At 72.2% G+C, this 18,108-nt stretch carries 16 protein-coding genes; 3 read left to right on the top strand and 13 right to left on the bottom strand.

Going from position 1 to position 18,108, the window contains the following annotated elements:
- Positions 1-3 precede the first annotated feature (3 nt).
- Genes ACQ5BE_RS02015 through ACQ5BE_RS02025 form a run of 3 tightly spaced genes read left to right on the top strand, consistent with a single transcriptional unit; the run spans position 4 to position 3,045 of the window.
- On the top strand, positions 4-1,017 hold the full coding sequence (locus ACQ5BE_RS02015; protein WP_430295260.1) for a sugar-binding transcriptional regulator: 1,014 nt from the start codon (positions 4-6) through the stop codon (positions 1,015-1,017).
- 25 nt (positions 1,018-1,042) lie between these two features.
- Positions 1,043-1,960 (top strand): alpha/beta fold hydrolase, encoded by a 918-nt coding sequence (locus ACQ5BE_RS02020; RefSeq protein WP_430295262.1) that lies wholly within the window; start codon positions 1,043-1,045, stop codon positions 1,958-1,960.
- Positions 1,957-3,045 (top strand): glycosyltransferase family 4 protein, encoded by a 1,089-nt coding sequence (locus tag ACQ5BE_RS02025; RefSeq protein WP_430295263.1) that lies wholly within the window; start codon positions 1,957-1,959, stop codon positions 3,043-3,045. The genes ACQ5BE_RS02020 and ACQ5BE_RS02025 overlap by 4 nt, the downstream gene beginning before the upstream one ends.
- Before the next feature lie 68 nt (positions 3,046-3,113).
- Here ACQ5BE_RS02025 and ACQ5BE_RS02030 read toward each other — a convergent pair whose 3' ends face one another.
- The 13 genes from ACQ5BE_RS02030 to pyrR are packed head-to-tail and all read right to left on the bottom strand — an operon-like array spanning position 3,114 to position 18,007.
- Positions 3,114-5,255: a primosomal protein N' gene (locus tag ACQ5BE_RS02030; RefSeq protein WP_430295264.1), complete on the bottom strand. Its 2,142-nt coding sequence runs from the start codon at positions 5,253-5,255 to the stop codon at positions 3,114-3,116.
- Positions 5,256-5,272: 17 nt separating this feature from the next.
- The gene (metK, locus tag ACQ5BE_RS02035; protein ID WP_255405676.1) at positions 5,273-6,508 is read right to left on the bottom strand and encodes a methionine adenosyltransferase; all 1,236 of its coding nucleotides are present in this window, start codon (positions 6,506-6,508) and stop codon (positions 5,273-5,275) included.
- Positions 6,505-7,770, bottom strand: coding sequence for a bifunctional phosphopantothenoylcysteine decarboxylase/phosphopantothenate--cysteine ligase CoaBC (coaBC, locus tag ACQ5BE_RS02040; RefSeq protein ID WP_430295265.1), 1,266 nt, complete (start codon positions 7,768-7,770; stop codon positions 6,505-6,507). Before coaBC ends, metK begins: the two co-directional genes overlap by 4 nt.
- Before the next feature lie 17 nt (positions 7,771-7,787).
- Complete coding sequence (gene rpoZ / locus ACQ5BE_RS02045) at positions 7,788-8,063, bottom strand: DNA-directed RNA polymerase subunit omega (RefSeq protein ID WP_430295266.1); 276 nt, start codon at positions 8,061-8,063, stop codon at positions 7,788-7,790.
- Positions 8,064-8,101: 38 nt separating this feature from the next.
- Positions 8,102-8,722: a guanylate kinase gene (gene gmk / locus ACQ5BE_RS02050; RefSeq protein ID WP_430295267.1), complete on the bottom strand. Its 621-nt coding sequence runs from the start codon at positions 8,720-8,722 to the stop codon at positions 8,102-8,104.
- Positions 8,723-8,765: 43 nt separating this feature from the next.
- On the bottom strand, positions 8,766-9,083 hold the full coding sequence (gene mihF, locus ACQ5BE_RS02055) for an integration host factor, actinobacterial type (protein ID WP_430295268.1): 318 nt from the start codon (positions 9,081-9,083) through the stop codon (positions 8,766-8,768).
- A gap of 15 nt (positions 9,084-9,098) precedes the next feature.
- A complete protein-coding gene (gene pyrF / locus ACQ5BE_RS02060) occupies positions 9,099-9,974 on the bottom strand; it encodes an orotidine-5'-phosphate decarboxylase (protein ID WP_430295269.1) in 876 nt (291 codons plus the stop codon).
- Positions 9,967-13,302 (bottom strand): carbamoyl-phosphate synthase large subunit, encoded by a 3,336-nt coding sequence (carB, locus tag ACQ5BE_RS02065; protein WP_430295270.1) that lies wholly within the window; start codon positions 13,300-13,302, stop codon positions 9,967-9,969. The genes pyrF and carB overlap by 8 nt, the downstream gene beginning before the upstream one ends.
- The gene (carA, locus tag ACQ5BE_RS02070; protein ID WP_430295271.1) at positions 13,302-14,498 is read right to left on the bottom strand and encodes a glutamine-hydrolyzing carbamoyl-phosphate synthase small subunit; all 1,197 of its coding nucleotides are present in this window, start codon (positions 14,496-14,498) and stop codon (positions 13,302-13,304) included. The genes carB and carA overlap by 1 nt, the downstream gene beginning before the upstream one ends.
- Positions 14,495-15,022, bottom strand: a complete 528-nt coding sequence (locus ACQ5BE_RS02075) for a hypothetical protein (RefSeq protein WP_430295272.1) — start codon at positions 15,020-15,022, stop codon at positions 14,495-14,497. Before ACQ5BE_RS02075 ends, carA begins: the two co-directional genes overlap by 4 nt.
- Positions 15,022-16,362, bottom strand: coding sequence for a dihydroorotase (locus tag ACQ5BE_RS02080; protein ID WP_430295273.1), 1,341 nt, complete (start codon positions 16,360-16,362; stop codon positions 15,022-15,024). The genes ACQ5BE_RS02075 and ACQ5BE_RS02080 overlap by 1 nt, the downstream gene beginning before the upstream one ends.
- Positions 16,359-17,384, bottom strand: a complete 1,026-nt coding sequence (locus tag ACQ5BE_RS02085) for an aspartate carbamoyltransferase catalytic subunit (RefSeq protein ID WP_430295275.1) — start codon at positions 17,382-17,384, stop codon at positions 16,359-16,361. Before ACQ5BE_RS02085 ends, ACQ5BE_RS02080 begins: the two co-directional genes overlap by 4 nt.
- On the bottom strand, positions 17,381-18,007 hold the full coding sequence (pyrR, locus tag ACQ5BE_RS02090; protein ID WP_208712627.1) for a bifunctional pyr operon transcriptional regulator/uracil phosphoribosyltransferase PyrR: 627 nt from the start codon (positions 18,005-18,007) through the stop codon (positions 17,381-17,383). Before pyrR ends, ACQ5BE_RS02085 begins: the two co-directional genes overlap by 4 nt.
- Positions 18,008-18,108 lie beyond the last annotated feature (101 nt).

The following is an 18,108-nucleotide window of genomic DNA, read 5'->3' on the forward strand; positions in this document are numbered from 1 at the left end:
CGGATGGACCCCAGCGAAAGCGGCTCCGCCGCCTCCGAGGCAGGCCCGCGCGCACAGAATCCCGTTACCCGCAAGCACCGGGACGCGCTGCTCGCCGCCCGGCTCTACTACCTCCAGGACCTGACCATGGAGGGAATCGCGCGCCAGCTGCGCACCTCGCGGTCAACCGTCTCGCGCCTGCTGGCCTTCGCCCGGGACGAGGGGCTGGTGCAGATCCAGATCCACAGCCCCATCGACTCGGCAGCCGAGCTCGAAACGGCCGTGTCGCGGCGGTTCGGCGTGCACTCCCACGTGGTCCCCCAGGTCGACCACCTCACGGAGGCAGAGACGCTGGACCGTGTGGCCATGTACGCCGCCAGGACGCTGACGCCCCTGGTCCAGTCGGGCGCCGTGATCGGCATTGCCTGGGGGTCGACGCTCAGCGCCATGAGCCGCCACCTCACGCGGCGGCCCACCCACGGGACGACGGTCGTCCAGCTCAACGGAGCTGCCAACACCCAGACGATGGGCCTGGGCTACGCGAGCGAGATCATGCGCCGTTTCGGCGACGCCTTCGACGCGGACGTCGAGGAGTTCCCGGTGCCGGCGTTCTTCGACCGGCCCGAGACCAAGGAGTGGATGTGGCGCGAGCGCAGCGTGCGGCGCGTGCTCGACGTCCAGGACCGCATGACGCTGGCCGTCTTCGGCATCGGATCGGCGAAGGCCGTCGTGCCCAGCCACGTGTACTCCGGCGGTTACCTCGACAGGGCCGACCTCGAGTCGCTCGAGGCCGAAGGAGTGGTGGGCGACGTCGCGACGGTGTTCTACCGGGCCGACGGCTCGTCGGAAGGGATCGACCTCAACCTCCGCGGCACAGGGCCAGACCTTGCGGGACTGCGCCGCGTGCCGCGCAGGCTGTGCATCGTCTCGGGCATCGCCAAGTCCGCGGCACTTCGCGGCGCCCTCAACGCCCGCCTCGCAACGGACCTCATCGTCGACGAGCCCACCGCGCGGGACCTGCTTGCCGAGCAGGCCTGATGCCGCCGGCCGGTAGGGTGGTCGCATGACCGCCTCCCCCACGGCGCCCGACTTCCTCTCCGACCAGCTTGCCCTGCGAGAGCGCCACGAGCTAGTGCACGCGGACGGCGTGGACACGGCCGTGTTCGCCTACGAGCCCTCCGCCGCCGACGACGCCGCGCCCACCATCCTCGCCATCCACGGCTTCCGCGGCACCCACCACGGCCTGCTCCGAGTCGTCGACCAGCTTCCGGGCGCGCGGTTCGTCATGCCGGACCTTCCGGGGTTCGGGGAGTCCGGCGTCCTGCCGAGGGGCGAACACTCGGTCGAGGGCTACGGACGGTGGCTCGGGTCGCTCGCCGACGAGCTCGGGCTCGGCCCCGACACTGTCCTCCTCGGCCACTCGTTCGGGTCGATCGTGGCGGCGCACTTCGCGGCCGCCCATCCCGGCCGCTTCCGCCGCCTCATCCTGGTGAACCCCATCTCGGCACCCGCGCTCGAGGGCCCTGCCGGCATCGCGAGCCGGCTTGCCGAGCTCTACTACTGGAGCGCGGCCAAGCTGCCCGAGAGCGCCGGAGCGGCGCTGCTGCGGAGCCCCGCGGTGGTGCGCGCGATGAGCGGGATCATGGCCAAGACGAAGGACCCCGACCTGCGCGCATTCATCCATGCCCAGCATCACGCGCACTTCAGCGAGTTCGCCAACCGGGCCTCGCTGCTCGAGTCGTTCAAGGCATCGATCTCGCACCATGCCGCGGAGACGGCGGACAGGCTGGACCTCCCCGTCCTGCTCATCGCCGGCGAGAAGGACGAGGTGGCCGACCTCGCGGACGTGCGCAGGTTCCACGAGCGCTGCGCGGACTCGCGCCTGACGGTGATCCCCGGCGTCGGGCATCTCATCCACTACGAGACGCCCGAGCCAGCGGCCGCGGCCATCGAGGAGTTCCTGGTGGAGGGAGGCGAATGAGGGTCCTCATCGATGCCCGCTTCACACGGACGGACCAGCACGACGGCATCAGCCGCTTCGGCTCGAGCCTGATCGAGGCGGTCGCGCGCAAGGCGGAGGTGGCCGTCCTCATCAACGACGACCGGCAGCTCGCCCTCCTCCCTGACGTTCCCCACGTCAAGGTCACGAGCCCGCTCTCCCCCGCGGAGCTGTTCATCGCCGCGCGTGTCAACGCGCTCGCGCCGGATGTCGTCTTCTGCCCGATGCAGACGATGGGGACCTGGGGGCGGCGGTACCCCCTGATCCTGACGCTGCACGACCTCATCTACTACGAGCACCCCGAACCCCCGGGCTTCCTGCCTGCGCCGGTTCGCCTCCTGTGGCGGCTCTACCACAAGGCGTACTGGCCGCAGCGGCTCCTGCTCAACCGCGCCGACGTCGTCGCCACCGTGAGCCACACGACGCGCTGGCTCATGTCGGAGAAGCGGCTCACGCGGCGGCCGGTGCGCATCGTCGGCAACGCGCCCCAGGGAGGGCGCACTCCCCGGCGCCCGGAGGACGGCGCGGACAGGACGCTGCTCTACATGGGCTCCTTCATGCCGTACAAGAATGTCGAGACGGTGGTGGCGGGGATGGCGGAGCTGGGCGACTACGAGCTCCATCTCCTCTCGCGCATCTCCCCCGCCCGCCGGGCCGAGCTCGAAGCGGCCGTCCCGCCCGGGGCCAGGGTCGTCTTCCACGGCGGCGTGAGCGAGTCGGAGTACGAGGCGCTGCTGCGCCGCACCACCGCGCTCGTGAGCCTCTCGCGCTCCGAGGGCTACGGCCTGCCCCTCGTGGAGGCCATGAGCCTCGGCACCCCCGTCATCGCGAGCGACATCCCGATCTTCCGCGAGGTGGGCGGCGCTGGAGCGTCCTTCGTCGATCCGGACTCCCCCGCGGAGTTCGCCCGGGCGGTCCGCGCCCTCGAGGCGCCGGGAGCGTGGGAGGCCGCATCAGCCGCAGCGCTCGCCCAGGCGGGAACGTTCAGCTGGGATGCCTCCGCGGACGCCCTGCTCGCAGCCGCCGAGGAGGCCGTCGCGGCGTTCGCCGCGCGCAGGCGGCGCTGAGGCGGCACAGCCGCGCCGACGGACGACGGCGCAGCCCCGCCGGACGTCTGCACCTCACCGGATCGGCGTCAGAGCACGTCGGGCGCGTCGACCCGCACCTGCACCGGGCCGGTCTCGCGGCGGGCGGCGAGCGATGTCCGCACGTGCCGGAGTCCGCGGGTGAGGGCCGCCCCGGACACGATGGGGAAGAAGACCAGTGCCCTGACGGCGGCTGCCTGCTCGTGGGGCCCGGGCCCCTCGGGTTCCCTCTCGACCGGTCCGGCCACCCGCACCCCGGGAATGTCGAGAAGAGGCCGTGCCGCGGCGAGGAATGCCTCGACGTCGGGGGCCGCCCCGGTGAGCGCCGCGACGCGGACCGCCGGCGGCAGCCCGAGCTCGCGCCGGAGGTCGAGCTCGCGCGCGGCGAAGCCCGCAGGGTCCCACCGGACCAGCGCCGCGACCGCCTCGCTCTCGCCCGCGGTGATGACCACGCGCCCGCCGTCGTCGGCTGCCCGGACCAGGGCCGCGGCATTGAGCCACCGGCGCAGGGCCTCCTCGGGCGCGCGCAGGCTCTCGCGCCTCAGCAGCGTCTCACCGTCGAGGAGGACCGCTGCCGCGTATCCGGACGGCGCGACAGGCTCGGCGCCTACGGTGGCGACGACAAGGGCGGGCGCATCCGGCACCTCGGCCTTGACAGCGTCCCCGGACGAGGTGACCACGACGGCCCCGGGGAAGGCCCGCCCGAGCTCCTCGGCGGTCCGGAGGGCGCCCACGGCGGTGCGCCGCAGCCCGTGTCCGCCGCACACCCGGCACGTGAAGTCCCGCTCGGGCGTCGCGCACCAGCGGCACTCGACGGTCCGCTCGCGCCCGGCCGCTCGCTCGGCCAGAGGGCCGGCGCAGTGCCGGCAGCGCGCGGGTTCCCGGCAGCGCGTGCAGGCGAGTGACGGCGCGTAGCCGGCCCGTGCGACCTGGACCAGCACGGGGCCGTCCGCGAGGGCATCGCGGGCGAGCTGCCACGCGGCGTGCGGGAGCCGGGCTATCCGGGCGAGCGGGTCCCGCGCCGATTCGACGCTGTCGGCGGTGCTCGTCACGCGCGGCAGAGAGCGGCGCAGGACGGACCGCTCCGCGGCGATGCGCTGGAGCCATCCCGTGGCCGCGAGCCGCTCGGACTCGGCGCTGACCGTGTGGCCTGCGATCAGGACCGCGCAGCCCGTCTGCTCGGCGCGCAGCAGCAGGACCTCGCGCGTGTGGAAGTACGGCGCGCGGGGCTCGGCGTGGAGGTCGTCGCCGTCGTCCCAGCACACCACCAGCCCCAGGCCGGGCACGGGTGCGAAGGCAGCGCCGCGCGTTCCGACGGCGACATGGGCACGTCCGGCGAGCAGCTCGAGGAAGCCCCGGGACCGTGTGCTCGGGCCGTCCTCGGCCGCGAGGCGGACGACGCGCTCGCCGGGCAGCGCAGCCTCGAGGGCGGCGTGGGCTCGTGCGAGGTCCCTGCGGTCGGGCACGACGACGAGCGCGCCGCGCCCGGACGACCTCGCCGCGGCGACCGCTCCGGCAACGAGCTGGGGCCACGCCGCGGGACCGAACCCATGCACGGCGGAGAGGACCGCCCTCGGGCTCCCCCCGGCGGCGAGGTGCCGCAGGAAGGCCGCGCCGTGGCGGAGCTCGGTCCAGCCGGCGGCCGCCGACGCGTCGGGCACGTGATGGGGCGGGTCCGCGGCCGCCGGCCGGGTGGCCGCACGAGGCTCCCCGGCGGCGTCGTGCGTCTCCTGCCCCTCCCCCGCGGCGAGGTCGCGGGCGAACTGGGCCTCGACCTTCGCCGCCCGTGGGGGGACTGCGAAGCGCAGGACATCCCCGAGGGCGCCGGCCCATCGCTCTGCCACTGCGGACGCGAGCTCGGCCACCTCCGGCGTGAGCACGGGCAGCGGCGAGAGGACCGCGGCGATCGGCGCGAGGCGGACGCCGGCGTCGGAGGTCTCCCGGCGCTCGAGGATGAACCCGACATGCTCCTGGCCGGCGACCCGCACCTTCACCCGCACGCCGGGACGGGCCGCGTCGTGGAGCTCTTCGGTGACGAGGTAGTCGAACGGGCGGTCCAGCTGCGGCAGCGGCGACTCGACGCTCACCCGGGCGACGGGAAGCTCGGGGGCCGGTCGCGGAGCGGAAGGAGGCGGCGGGACGGCGGGGAAGCCGCTCAGGAGCGAGGGCTGGACCGGTTCGCGCTCGGGCACCGCTCGTCGCCCGGTGCTCACTCGCCGAAGAAGTCCCTGAGGTCCTGCACGCGGTCGAGGCGCTCCCACGTGAAGTCCGGCTCCTCGCGGCCGAAGTGGCCGTGGGCGGCGGTCTTGGCGTAGATCGGGCGCTTGAGGTCGAGCGCCTCGATGATGGCCCTCGGGCGCAGGTCGAAGACCTCGTTGATGGCGGCGCTGATGCGCAGCGGGTCAACGCTCTCGGTGCCGAAGGTCTCGACGTAGATTCCGACGGGGCGTGCCTGCCCGATCGCGTAGGCGACCTGTACCTCGGCGCGGCGAGCCAGTCCGGCCGCAACGACGTTCTTGGCGACCCACCGCATGGCGTACGCGGCCGACCGGTCCACCTTCGAGGGGTCCTTGCCCGAGAAGGCGCCGCCGCCATGGCGGGCGAATCCGCCGTAGGTGTCGACGATGATCTTGCGTCCCGTGAGGCCCGCGTCCCCGACGGGGCCGCCGATGATGAACGCACCGGCCGGGTTGAGGATGCTCCGCGTGTGCGCGGACTCGAGGTCGCTCATCGCGAGCACCGGCTTGATGACGTGGTCGGCGAGGTCCGCGCGCAGGGTGGACAGCTCGGTGCCCTCGGCGTGCTGGCTGGAGATGACGACCGTCTCGACGCTCACTGGCCGGTCGCCGTCATAGCCGACCGTGACCTGGGTCTTGCCGTCCGGGCGGAGGTAGGCGAGCTCCCCGCTCTTGCGGACCTCGGTGAGACGCTCGGAGAGCCGGTGGGCGAGCCAGATGGGGGTCGGCATGTACGTCTCGGTCTCGTCCGAGGCGTAGCCGAACATGATGCCCTGGTCGCCGGCGCCCTGGAGGTCGTACTCGTCCTCGTCCGTGCCCTCGCGGGCCTCCAGAGAGGTGAAGACACCCTCGAAGATGTCGGAGGACTGCTGGCCGATCGAGACGGAGACGCCGCAGCGCGCGCCGTCGAACCCGTTGGCCGAGGAATCGTAGCCGATGCCGAGGATCGTGTTCCGCACGATCTGCGGGATCTCCACGTACGCGTCCGTCGTGACCTCGCCCGCCACGTGCACGAGGCCCGTGGTCGCCATCGTCTCGACCGCGACCTTCGACTCCGGATCCGCAGCCAGGAGGGCGTCGAGGATCGCGTCGCTGATCTGGTCGCAGATCTTGTCGGGGTGCCCCTCCGTCACGGATTCGGACGTGAAGAGGCGCAGGGCGGTGCTGTCAGACGAGTGTCCGACGGCGGCTTCGGGTGCGTGAGTCACTGGTCCACTCTACTGGGTGTCTGCTGGGCCTCGAGTTCCCGGGCCACGCGCCGTATGACGGCGGCGGCGACCTCGTCCTTCGACCCTTCGGCGTGCTCGGGCTCGCTTCCGTCGCGCGCGAGGATGGTCACGGAGTTCTCGTCGCGCCCGAACACCCGGTCCGTTCCGACCTCGTTCAGGACGAGCAGCTCGCAGCCCTTGCGCTCGAGCTTTTCGCGGGCATAGTCGAGGACGCTCGCGCCGGCGTCGCCGGTCTCGGCGGCGAAGCCGACGATGAGCTGCGGGCGTCCGGCGGAGTTGCGGCGCTGGACGAGCTCGGCGAGGATGTCGGGATTCCGGACGAGGGTGATGACGGGGTCGGCGGTGTCGTCGCGCTTCTTGATCTTGCTCGCGTGCTGCTCGGCGGGGCGGAAGTCGGCCACGGCGGCGGCCATCACGATCACGTCCGCGTCTGGGGCGCGCTCCACCATGGCGTCCCGCAGCTCGAGCGCGGAGTCCGCGCGCACGACGTCGGCTCCCTCCGGGGGCGCGACGTCCAGGTGGGCCGCGACGAACGTCACCTCCGCACCCGCGGCGAGGGCCGCCCTGGCGAGGGCGGCGCCCTGCTTCCCGGACGAGCGGTTGCCGAGGAACCGCACCGGGTCGATCGGCTCGCGCGTCCCGCCGGCCGAGACCAGGATGCGGCGGCCGGCGAGCGGCCCGCTCCGGGGGGCGGCGCCGTCGTGCGCCCGGGCCGCGGGGAGGACGAGGCTCATCGCGGCGGCGAAGATGTCCTCCGGCTCGGGGAGCCGGCCGGGGCCGCTGTCGGGTCCGGTGAGCCGGCCGACGGCGGGGTCGAGGACGGTGACGCCGCGCTCGCGCAGGAGCGCCACGTTGGCCTGCGTGGCAGGGTGGCGCCACATCTCGGTGTGCATCGCGGGGGCGAGCAGGACGGGGCACCGCGCCATGAGGAGGGTGTTCGTCAGGAGGTCGTCGGCGTGGCCGCCCGCGGCGCGGGCCAGCAGGTCCGCCGTGGCGGGCGCGACGACGACGAGCTCGGCCTCGTGGCCGAGGCGGACGTGGTTGACGGTCTCGACGGCCTCGAAGACGTCGGTGCGCACCGGCTTCCCGGAGAGCGCCTCCCAGGTGGCCTTCCCGACGAATGCCAGGGCGGCCTCGGTCGGCACCGCGGTGACGTCATGCCCCGCCTCGGTGAAGAGGCGCAGGAGCAGGGCCGCCTTGTAGGCCGCGATCCCGCCTCCGATGCCAAGGACGATGCGCACTCCGCGCCCCCTCTCCCCTACTGGTCCTCGGACTCCACGGGCTGCTCGATCGGGTTCGCGACGAGGAGGCCGTCGTTGATCTCGCGGAGGGCGATCGAGAGCGGCTTCTCGTTGAGCTTGGTGTCCACGAGCGGGCCGACGTACTCGAAGAGGCCCTCGTGCAGCTGGGCGTAGTAGGCGTTGATCTGGCGTGCCCGCTTCGCGCCGAAGATCACGAGGCCGTACTTCGAGTCGGACTTGGTCAGGAGGTCGTCGATCGGGGGGTTGATGATGCCTTCGGGGCTCGAGGACATGATGGCTCCAATGCTCGTTGCGGGAGGGTGTGCTGGCGCTAGCGCGTCGTCTGTCGCGCGTGCGGGGTCAGTCCCATGAGGGACACAAGCTCGTCGGCCGCGCGCTTCACGTCGTCGTTGACGACCGTGACGTCGAATTCCGACTCGGCAGCGAGCTCTATTTTAGCCGTTTCGAGGCGGCGCTGCTGCTCCTCCGGGCTCTCGGTGCCGCGACCGACCAGCCGGCGCACCATTTCGTCCCAGCTCGGAGGGGCTAGGAACACGAATCGCGCGTCCGGCATCGCGGCCTTCACCTGGCGGGCGCCCTGGAGGTCGATCTCGAGGAGGACGTGCTTCCCGGCGGCAATGGCCTCCTCGACGGTCCGGCGCAGGGTGCCGTAGCGGTTCCTGCCGTGGACCACCGCCCACTCGAGGAATGCGCCCTCCTCCACGAGCCTGTCGAACTCCTCGGGCGCGACGAAGAAGTAGTGGACGCCGTCCTGCTCCCCCTCGCGCGCAGGGCGCGTGGTGGCTGAGACGGACAGCCACACCTCGGGATACGTGTCGCGGATGTATGTCGACACGGTGCCCTTGCCGACCGCCGTCGGACCGGCCAGTACTGTGAGCCCGATGTCCTTGCCGCCCGGCGCGCCGGCGGCTGGGGCGTGTGCCTGGTCCACTCTGTCCTCTCGATCGTGCTGCGGCGCCTGCGGGCTCCGCACGTCAGTTCGCTCCCAGAAAATCTACCAGCGCCCGGCGCTGGTGCGCCCCGAGGCCCCGGAGCCGCCGGCTCGGCGCGATGCCCAGCCCCTCGAGGATGGCGAGCGCGCGCACGGGGCCGACGCCGTGAAGCGACTCGAGCATGTCCGTCACCTTGAGCCGTGCGAGGGCCTCGTCGGTCTGGGCGCGCTCGAGCACGTCTCCCACCGTCGCCTCGCCCGACCGCAGCAACGCCTTGGCCTCCGCCCGCGCGACCCGCGCCGCCACCGCCTTCTCGAGGGCGTCGCGCTGCTGGGCGGGGCTGAGCGGAATCAGGGCCACGGGCTCACCCTACGCTCAGCCGGCGAGCTCGGCGAGGGTGCGCTGGGCCCGCTCGCGCACCCCGGCGGCGGTGGGGCCGCCGGTGAGGATGTCCCTGCTCGAGGTCCCGAGGACCTGCCTGTAGGCCGCCCCGAAGGTCGTGCGCAGGTCGGCCGCGGTCGCGCCCTGGGCGCCGAGGCCGGGGGCGAGGATGGGGCCGGCCATCGCCGCGAGGTCGAGCCCCAGCGCCTCGACGGCACCTCCCACAGTCGCCCCGACGACGAGTCCAACCGAGCCGTGGCCCTCCGCCGAACCGGCATAGCGCCGGTTCTCGGCTGCGGCGGCATCGACGATGCGGCGCGCCACGGAGGCGTCCCCGCCGACGTGCTGCACGGAGGCGCCCTCGGGGTTGGACGTCAGGGCCAGCACGAAGACGCCGCGGCCGGTCTCGGCCGCGAGGTCGAGGGCCGGGCGCAGGGACTCGAAGCCGAGGTACGGGCTCAGCGTCACGGAGTCTGCCGCCAGAGGGGAGCCGTCGCGCAGCCACGCGTCCGCGTAGGCAGCCATCGTCGAGCCGATGTCCCCGCGCTTCGCGTCGGCGATCGTGAGCACGCCCGCGTCGCGGGCCGCGGCCAGGAGCTCCTCGAGCACTGCCAGCCCGGCCGACCCGTGGCGCTCGTAGAGCGCGACCTGCGGCTTGAGCGCGGCGGCGAGGTCTGCCACTGCCTCGAGCACGGTGAGGGAGAAGCGCCGCAGCCCGTCGGCGTCGTCCGCGAGCCCCCACCCCGCCAGGAGCGACGGGTGCGGGTCGACGCCGACGCACAGGGGGCCGCGCGCGGCCGTGGCCGCCGCGAGGCGCTCGCCGAACGGCGCGCGCCCCGCGGCAGTCGCTCCGGCCGGAGCCTCAGACACCGGCGGTCTCCGGCACGTCCTGCGGCTCCCCGCGGAGGGCGGCCGCGTGCTCCTGGAGGCTCGTGACGCTCCACTCGAAGCTGCGCATCGCCTCGATCGCGAGGACCGCGAAGTTGAACTCCGCGACGGTCGTGATGCACGGCTTGCCGTTCGAGGTGGCGGCGGCGCGGATCTCGTAGCCGTCGCCGCGCGCGGCCCCGCCCGACGGCGTGTTGATCACCATGTCGATCTTGCCGTCGTTGATCAGGTCCACGATCGTGCCCTCGCCGCTGGCCTCTGCGCTCGCCGAAGCCGAGCCGTCGGTGACCTTGCGGACCACGGACGCCTGGATGCCGTTGCGGTTGAGGACCGCGGCGGTACCGGAGGTCGAGACGATCTCGAAGCCGAGGTCGGCGAGCTTCTTGACGCCCAGGATCACCGAGCGCTTGTCCCGGTTGGCCACGGACACGAAGACCCGCCCGGAGGTCGGCAGGGCGCTGTTCGCCCCGGCCTGGCTCTTGGCGAAGGCCGTGTCGAAGTGCTTGTCGATGCCCATGACCTCGCCGGTCGAGCGCATCTCCGGGCCCAGGAGGCTGTCCACCACGGTGCCCTCGGGAGTACGGAAGCGGCTGAACGGCAGGACCGCCTCCTTCACCGCGACCGGGGCGTCGGCGGGCAGCACCGCGCCGTCGCCGGTCTCGGGCAGCATGTGGTAGGCGCTCCGCAGCTGCTTGATGGTGACTCCCGTGCCGATGAGCGCGGCGGCCTTGGCGAGCTGCACCCCGGTGGCCTTGGAGACGAACGGCACCGTGCGGGACGCGCGGGGGTTCGCCTCGAGCACGTACAGGACGTCGGAGGCGATGGCGAACTGGATGTTGATCAGCCCGCGGACCCCGACGCCGCGCGCGATCGCCTCGGTCGCGGCGCGCACCCGCTCGGCCACGTCGGTTCCGAGAGTGACCGGCGGCAGCACGCAGGCGGAGTCGCCCGAGTGGATGCCGGCCTCCTCGATGTGCTCCATGATGCCGCCGACGTAGAGGTCGGTGCCGTCGTAGAGGGCATCGACGTCGATCTCGACCGCGTCCTCGAGGAAGCGGTCGATCAGCACCGGGTGGTCCGGAGTGATCTCGGTGGCGTTGGCGATGTAGCGGGCCAGGTTCGGCTCGTCGTACACGATCTCCATTCCGCGGCCGCCCAGGACGTAGGACGGGCGGACGAGCACGGGGTACCCGATCTCGTCGGCGATGCGCTTGGCCTCCTCGAAGGAGACGGCGGTGCCGTTCTTGGGGGCGATCAGGCCGGCGTCGTCGAGCACCTTCGCGAAGGCGCCGCGGTGCTCGGCGAGGTCGATCGCCTCCGGCGACGTGCCGAGGATCGGCACGCCCGCGTCGGCCAGCTGCTGGGCGAGCTTGAGCGGGGTCTGGCCGCCGAGCTGGACGAACACGCCGAGCACCCCGCCGGTGCGCTCCTCAGCCGCGATGACCTCGAGCACGTCCTCGAGCGTGAGCGGCTCGAAGTACAGGCGAGTGGAGATGTCGTAGTCCGTCGAGACGGTCTCCGGGTTGCAGTTGACCATGACGGTCTCGTAGCCGGCCTTGCGCAGTGCCATGGTGGCGTGGACGCACGAGTAGTCGAACTCGATGCCCTGCCCGATCCGGTTGGGGCCGGAGCCGAGGATGACGATCGAGGGCTTCTTGTGCAGCTCGACCTCGTCCTCCTCGTCGTAGGACGAGTAGTGGTACGGCGTGTAGGCAGCGAACTCGGCGGCGCAGGTGTCCACCGTCTTGTAGACCGGGCGGACGCCGAGCGCCTGGCGCACGCCGCGGACAACGGCCTCGGCCGAGTGTGTGAGGGCCGCGATCTGCTCGTCCGAGAAGCCGTGGCGCTTGGCGAGCCGCAGCACGTCCTCGGTCAGGGCCGGGGCGGCCTTGATCTCGGCAGCGACCTCGTTGAGCAGCTGCAGCTGGTCGAGGAACCACGGGTCGATGCCCGTCGCCTCGTGCAGCTCCTCGACGCTCGCACCGCCGAGCAGTGCGCGCTGGACCTGGGCGAGGCGCTGGGTGGTGGGGCGCTTGGCCTTCTCGACGAGCTCCGCGACCTCGTACTCGGGCACGGAGGAGAAGTCGAGCTGCGCGCCCTTCTGCTCGAGGGAGCGCAGCGCCTTCTGGAGCGCCTCGGTGAAGTTGCGTCCGAGGGCCATCGCCTCGCCGACGCTCTTCATCGTCGTCGTGAGCGTCGGGTCCGCGGCAGGGAACTTCTCGAACGCGAAGCGCGGGACCTTCACGACGACGTAGTCCAGGGTCGGCTCGAAGCTCGCCGGCGTCTTCTGGGTGATGTCGTTCGGGATCTCGTCGAGCGTGTAGCCGAGGGAGAGCTTCGTGGCGATCTTCGCGATAGCGAAGCCCGTGGCCTTCGACGCGAGCGCCGAGGAGCGGGACACGCGCGGGTTCATCTCGATCACGACGACGCGCCCCGTCGTGGGGTCGACGGCGAACTGGATGTTGCACCCGCCGGTGTCGACGCCGACCTCCCGGATGACGGCGATCGCCACGTCGCGCAGCTTCTGGTACTCGCGGTCGGTGAGCGTCAGCGCCGGGGCGACGGTGATGGAGTCGCCGGTGTGCACACCGACCGGGTCGAAGTTCTCGATCGAGCACACGACCACGACGTTGTCGTTCTTGTCCCGCATCATCTCGAGCTCGTACTCCTTCCAGCCGAGGATGCTCTCCTCGAGGAGCACCTCGGTGGTCGGGCTGTACTGCAGGCCTTGGCCGACGATCCGGCGCAGGTCCTCCTCGTTGTAGGCGAGCCCCGACCCGAGGCCGCCCATCGTGAAGGACGGGCGGACGACCATGGGGTAGCCCAGGTCCTCGGCCGCCGCGAAGGCCTCGTCCATCGTGTGCACGATGTGGCTCTTGGCGCTCTCGGCGCCGCAGCGCTCGACGACGCCCTTGAACTTCTCGCGGTCCTCGCCCAGCTCGATCGCGGCGATGTTCGCGCCGATGAGCTCGACGTCGTACTTCGCGAGCACGCCATTCTTGTCGAGCGCGATCGCGGTGTTGAGCGCGGTCTGACCACCCAGGGTCGGCAGGACGGCGTCGGGGCGCTCCTTGGCGATGATCTTCTCGACGACCTCGGGGGTGATCGGCTCGACGTAGGTCGCGTCGGCGAACTCGGGGTCCGTCATGATCGTCGCCGGGTTGGAGTTCACGAGGATGACCCTGAGGCCCTCCTCCTTGAGCACGCGGAGGGCCTGGGTGCCGGAGTAGTCGAACTCTGCGGCCTGGCCGATGACGATCGGGCCCGAGCCGATGACCAGGACGCTCTTGAGATCCGTACGCTTCGGCATTACTTGGCTTCCTCGGTCTCGGGGGTGGCGGTGGACTTCTTGTTCGACTCCATCAGGTCGATGAAGCGGTCGAACAGGTATGCGGCGTCGTGCGGGCCGGCGGCGGCCTCGGGGTGGTACTGGACCGAGAACGCGGGGATGTCGAGGCACGCGAGGCCCTCGACGACCTGGTCGTTGAGGCTGATGTGGGAGACCTCGACGCGGCCGAAGCGCTCCTCCGGGGCGACGGTCGCGCCGTCGAGCGGCGCGTCCACCGCGAAGCCGTGGTTCTGGCTCGTGATCTCGACCTTGCCGGTCCGGCGGTCCATGACGGGCTGGTTGATTCCACGGTGGCCGTAGCGCAGCTTGTACGTTCCGAAGCCGAGCGCGCGGCCGAGGATCTGGTTGCCGAAGCAGATGCCGAAGTAGGGCATCTTCTCGTCCAGGACCGAGCGGAGCAGTCCCACCTGGGCATCTGCCGTGGCGGGGTCGCCGGGGCCGTTCGACATGAAGACGCCGTCGGGGTTGACGGCGCGCAGGTCCTCGATGGTGGCGGTGGCGGGGAGGACGTGGACCCGGACGCCCCGCTCGGCGAAGCGGTGCGGCGTCATGGACTTGATGCCAAGGTCGATCGCGGCGATCGTGAAGCGCGGGTCGCCGTCCCACCCGCGGTCGGCGGGCTCGACCACGTAGGCTTCGTCGATGCTCACCTCCTCGGCGAGGCGCGAGCCCTCCATGGGCGCGCTTCCGAGGACGTCGTCGAGGAGCTCGCGGTCGGAGCGCCGGGCGGCCTCGCCGGAGAAGATGCCGGCGCGCATCGTCTTGTGCTCGCGCAGGTGGCGCGTGATGGCGCGGGTGTCGACGCCCTGGATGCCGACGATGCCCTGGGCCTCGAGCTCCTCGTCGAGGCTGCGCTCGCTGCGCCAGTTCGAGGGTCGGCGCGCGGGGTCCCGCACGACGTACCCGGCAACCCAGATGCGGCGGGACTCCGCGTCCTCGCCGTTCACTCCGGTGTTCCCGATGTGCGGGGCCGTCTGCACGACGATCTGCCGCGCGTACGACGGGTCGGTGATGGTCTCCTGGTAGCCGGTCATTCCGGTTGCGAAGACCGCCTCGCCGAGCGACGTGCCCACCGCCCCGTAGCTGTGCCCGCGGAACATCTTCCCGTCCTCGAGCACCAGGACGGCCGGCTGCCGCTGCTTCGCCTTTTCAGTCACGATTCACTCTTTCCCTGACCCACGCCGTCGCCCGGCGCGGAACCCATCAAATCCTCGATTGCTGCCACAAGGGCATTCTTCTCTTCGGCGTACCGGGGCCGGAAGCCCGTGTCCACCGGCTGCCCGCCGAGCTGCCAGCCCACGACGACGAGCCCGTCCTTCTCGACGAACTTCCCCGCCATCCCGGACTCGAGCCGGACATCCCGCAGATCCTCGGCCGGGACGAACAGGGGCGCCGCCCCCGACCGGTCGAAGACCAGGCCGGCGTCCGCCACCACGGCGTCGGCGGTGGTCCGCACGCCGAGGCCGTGCACCGCGATCCGGTCGAGCCAGTCCCCGGCGCTCGTCGTCACGACGTACTGACCGGGGCAGCGGAGCCTCTCCGCGCCCGTGTCCTCCGGCACCGGCGCGGGGGCAGGCACGCCGCTCTGGCGTCGGAGACGTCCGCGCCAGCCGACCCACACGAGCGCGACGAGCACGACGGCGATGCCCAGCATGAGCAGGCCCGGGCCGAGCCGCTCCATCAGCGGGCCTCGGCCGCGGGGTCCCCCACGAGCGCGGGGTGCGGCGTGTTGAGGGCGCCGTCGAGCACCGTCGCGTGGCCGCGGAAGAACGTGGCCACCACGCGGCCGGGGAGCTCGCGGCCGGCGAAGGGCGAGTTGCGGCCCTTGGTCGCCTGCACGGCAGGGTCAACGGTCCAGCGCGCGGCCGGGTCCACGAGCGTCACGTTCGCGGGCTCGCCCTCGGCGAGCGGCCGGCCCTGGTCCGCGAGCCCGCCGATCCGCGCCGGCACCTCGGACATCGCGCGGGCGACGCCGCGCCAGTCCAGGAGGCCCGTCTCCACCATGGAGTGCTGGACGACGGAGAGGGCTGTCTCGAGCCCTGTCATGCCCATCGCGGCCTGGGCCCACTCGCACTCCTTGTGCTCGCTCGGGTGCGGCGCGTGGTCGGTGCCGACGACGTCGATCGTGCCGTCGGCGAGGGCCTGCCGGAGGGCCTCGACGTCGGTGGGCGTGCGCAGCGGCGGGTTGACCTTGTACACCGGGTCGTATGTGCGGACGAGCTCGTCCGTGAGCCAGAGGTGGTGAGGGGTCACCTCCGCCGTGACGTCGATGCCGCGGGCCTTGGCCCAACGGATGATCTCGACCGAGCCGGCTGTGGAGACGTGGCAGACGTGCAGCCGCGACCCGACGTGCTGCGCGAGCAGGACGTCGCGGGCGATGATGCTCTCCTCCGCGACCGCGGGCCAGCCGGGCAGGCCGAGGACCGCGGACACGGCGCCCTCGTTCATCTGGGCGCCCGCGGTGAGGCGCGGCTCCTGCGCATGCTGGGCCACGACGCCGTCGAACGCCTTGACGTACTCGAGGGCGCGGCGCATGAGGACGGGGTCGTGCACGCACATGCCGTCGTCCGAGAACATCCGCACGTGCGCTGCCGACTCGGCCATCGCGCCGAGCTCGGCGAGCTGCTCCCCGGCGAGTCCCACGGTCACGGCGCCGACCGGCCGGACGTCGACCCAGCCTGCGCGCCGACCGAGCGTCGCGACCTGTTCGACGACGCCCGCGGTGTCCGCGACCGGGTTGGAGTTGGCCATCGCGTGCACGGCGGTGTAGCCGCCGAGAGCCGCCGCGCGGGACCCGGTCTCGACGGTCTCCGCATCCTCGCGGCCGGGCTCGCGGAGGTGGGTGTGGACGTCGACGAGGCCCGGGAGCGCGACGAGGCCGTCGGCGTCGACCACGGCGGCACCCTCGGCGTCGAGGCCCGAGCCGACGCGGGCGATCCGGCCGTCGGCGATGAGCAGGTCGGCCCGCTGCTCGCCGTAGAGCGAGGCGCCTCGGACGAGGTACGTCTCTGAAGCGGTCATGAAGCAGTCTCCTTGGCGAGGTGGGCGGGCAGGGCCTGTCGTTCAGGCGTGGGCGGACCGTCCAGGCCCCCGGACATGAGGAGGTAGAGCACGGCCATGCGCACGGACACGCCGTTGGCCACCTGCGCCAAGACCTGTGACCGCTCCGAGTCGGCGGCCGTCGAGGAGATCTCGAGGCCGCGCACCATCGGGCCGGGGTGGAGGATGACCGTGTCCTTGAGCCCGAGCTCGTCCAGGCGGGCGAAGCGCTCGTCCCCGAGCCCCCAGCGCCGCGAGTACTCGCCGGTGGACGGGAAGTACGAGGCGTTCATGCGCTCTGCCTGGACGCGCAGCATCATGACCGCGTCGGGGCGCGAGGCGAGGGCAGTGTCGAGGTCGTAGGAGACCGTGCACGGCCACTGCTCGATGCCCACCGGCAGGAGCGTGGGGGGCGCCACGAGCGTCACAGAGGCGCCCAAGGCGGTCAGGAGCCACACGTTGGACCGCGCGACGCGCGAGTGGAGGATGTCGCCGACGATGATGACCTTCGCCCCGGAGAGCGCGGTGCCGGTCGACGCGGTTCCCGCGAGCCGGGCCCAGTGGCGGCGGAGCGTGAACGCGTCCAGGAGTGCCTGGGTCGGGTGCTCGTGCGTTCCGTCGCCCGCGTTGACGACGGCGGCGCTGATCCAGTCCGTCGTCGCCAGACGGTGCGCGGCGCCGGAGGCGCTGTGGCGGATCACAACGGCGTCCGCGCCGATCGCCTCGAGCGTCTGGGCGGTGTCCTTGAGCGACTCACCCTTGGAGACGGACGAGCCGCGTGCGGCGAAGTTGATCACGTCCGCCGAGAGCCGCTTGGCCGCGGCTTCGAAGGAGATCCGCGTCCGGGTCGAGTCCTCGAAGAAGAGGTTGACCACGGTGCGGCCGCGCAGCGCGGGGAGCTTCTTGACCTCGCGGTCGTTGACGGCGCTCATCTCCTCGGCGGTGTCGAGGATGCGGATGGCGTCCTGGGCGGAGAGGTCCTTGGTGCTCAGGAGGTGCCTCACCGGGCCGCTCCCTCGCCCGCCGGGGCCTCGATCGAGACCAGGTCCTCGTCGTAGCCGCCCGCAGCGTCCACCTCGGTGAGGCGCACGCGGACCTTCTCGGCGCGCGACGTCGGGAGGTTCTTGCCCACGTGGTCGGCCCTGATCGGGAGCTCGCGGTGGCCGCGGTCCACGAGGACGGCGAGGCGCACCGAGCGGGGGCGCCCGAGGTCAGTGAGGGCGTCGAGTGCGGCCCTGATGGTGCGGCCCGAGTACAGGACATCGTCGACGAGCACGACGACGCGGTCGTCGATGCCGCTCGCGGGGAGGATGGTCCGGGCGGGCGAACGCGTGGGCTGGCGCGCGAGGTCGTCCCGGAACATCGTGATGTCGAGCTGGCCGACGATCGCGGCCGCGTCGACGCTCGGGTCGGCGGTTGCGAGCTTGGCCGCAAGCCGGACGGCGAGGGGGTAGCCCCGCCGCGGGATGCCGAGGAGGACGAGCCCTTCAGGGCCCTTGTTGGCTTCGAGGATCTCGTGCGCGATGCGCGTGAGGGCGCGGTCGATGTCGCCCGCGCTCAGGACGATGCGCTCCGCCCCTGAAGAGAGGTCCTCGCCGCCGGATTTCTCTGCCTGGGATGATGCCACAGCAGACCCCTTTCCCCGCCTCGCAGGACGGAATTAAAAGGACAACGGTCGATCCACGCTACCACAGCGCCGAGGGGCCTTCGGGGCCCCTGTGGCTCCCG

It is taken from the genome of Sinomonas sp. B1-1 (assembly GCF_050474465.1).
GTDB classification, from domain to species: Bacteria; Actinomycetota; Actinomycetes; order Actinomycetales; family Micrococcaceae; genus Sinomonas; species Sinomonas flava.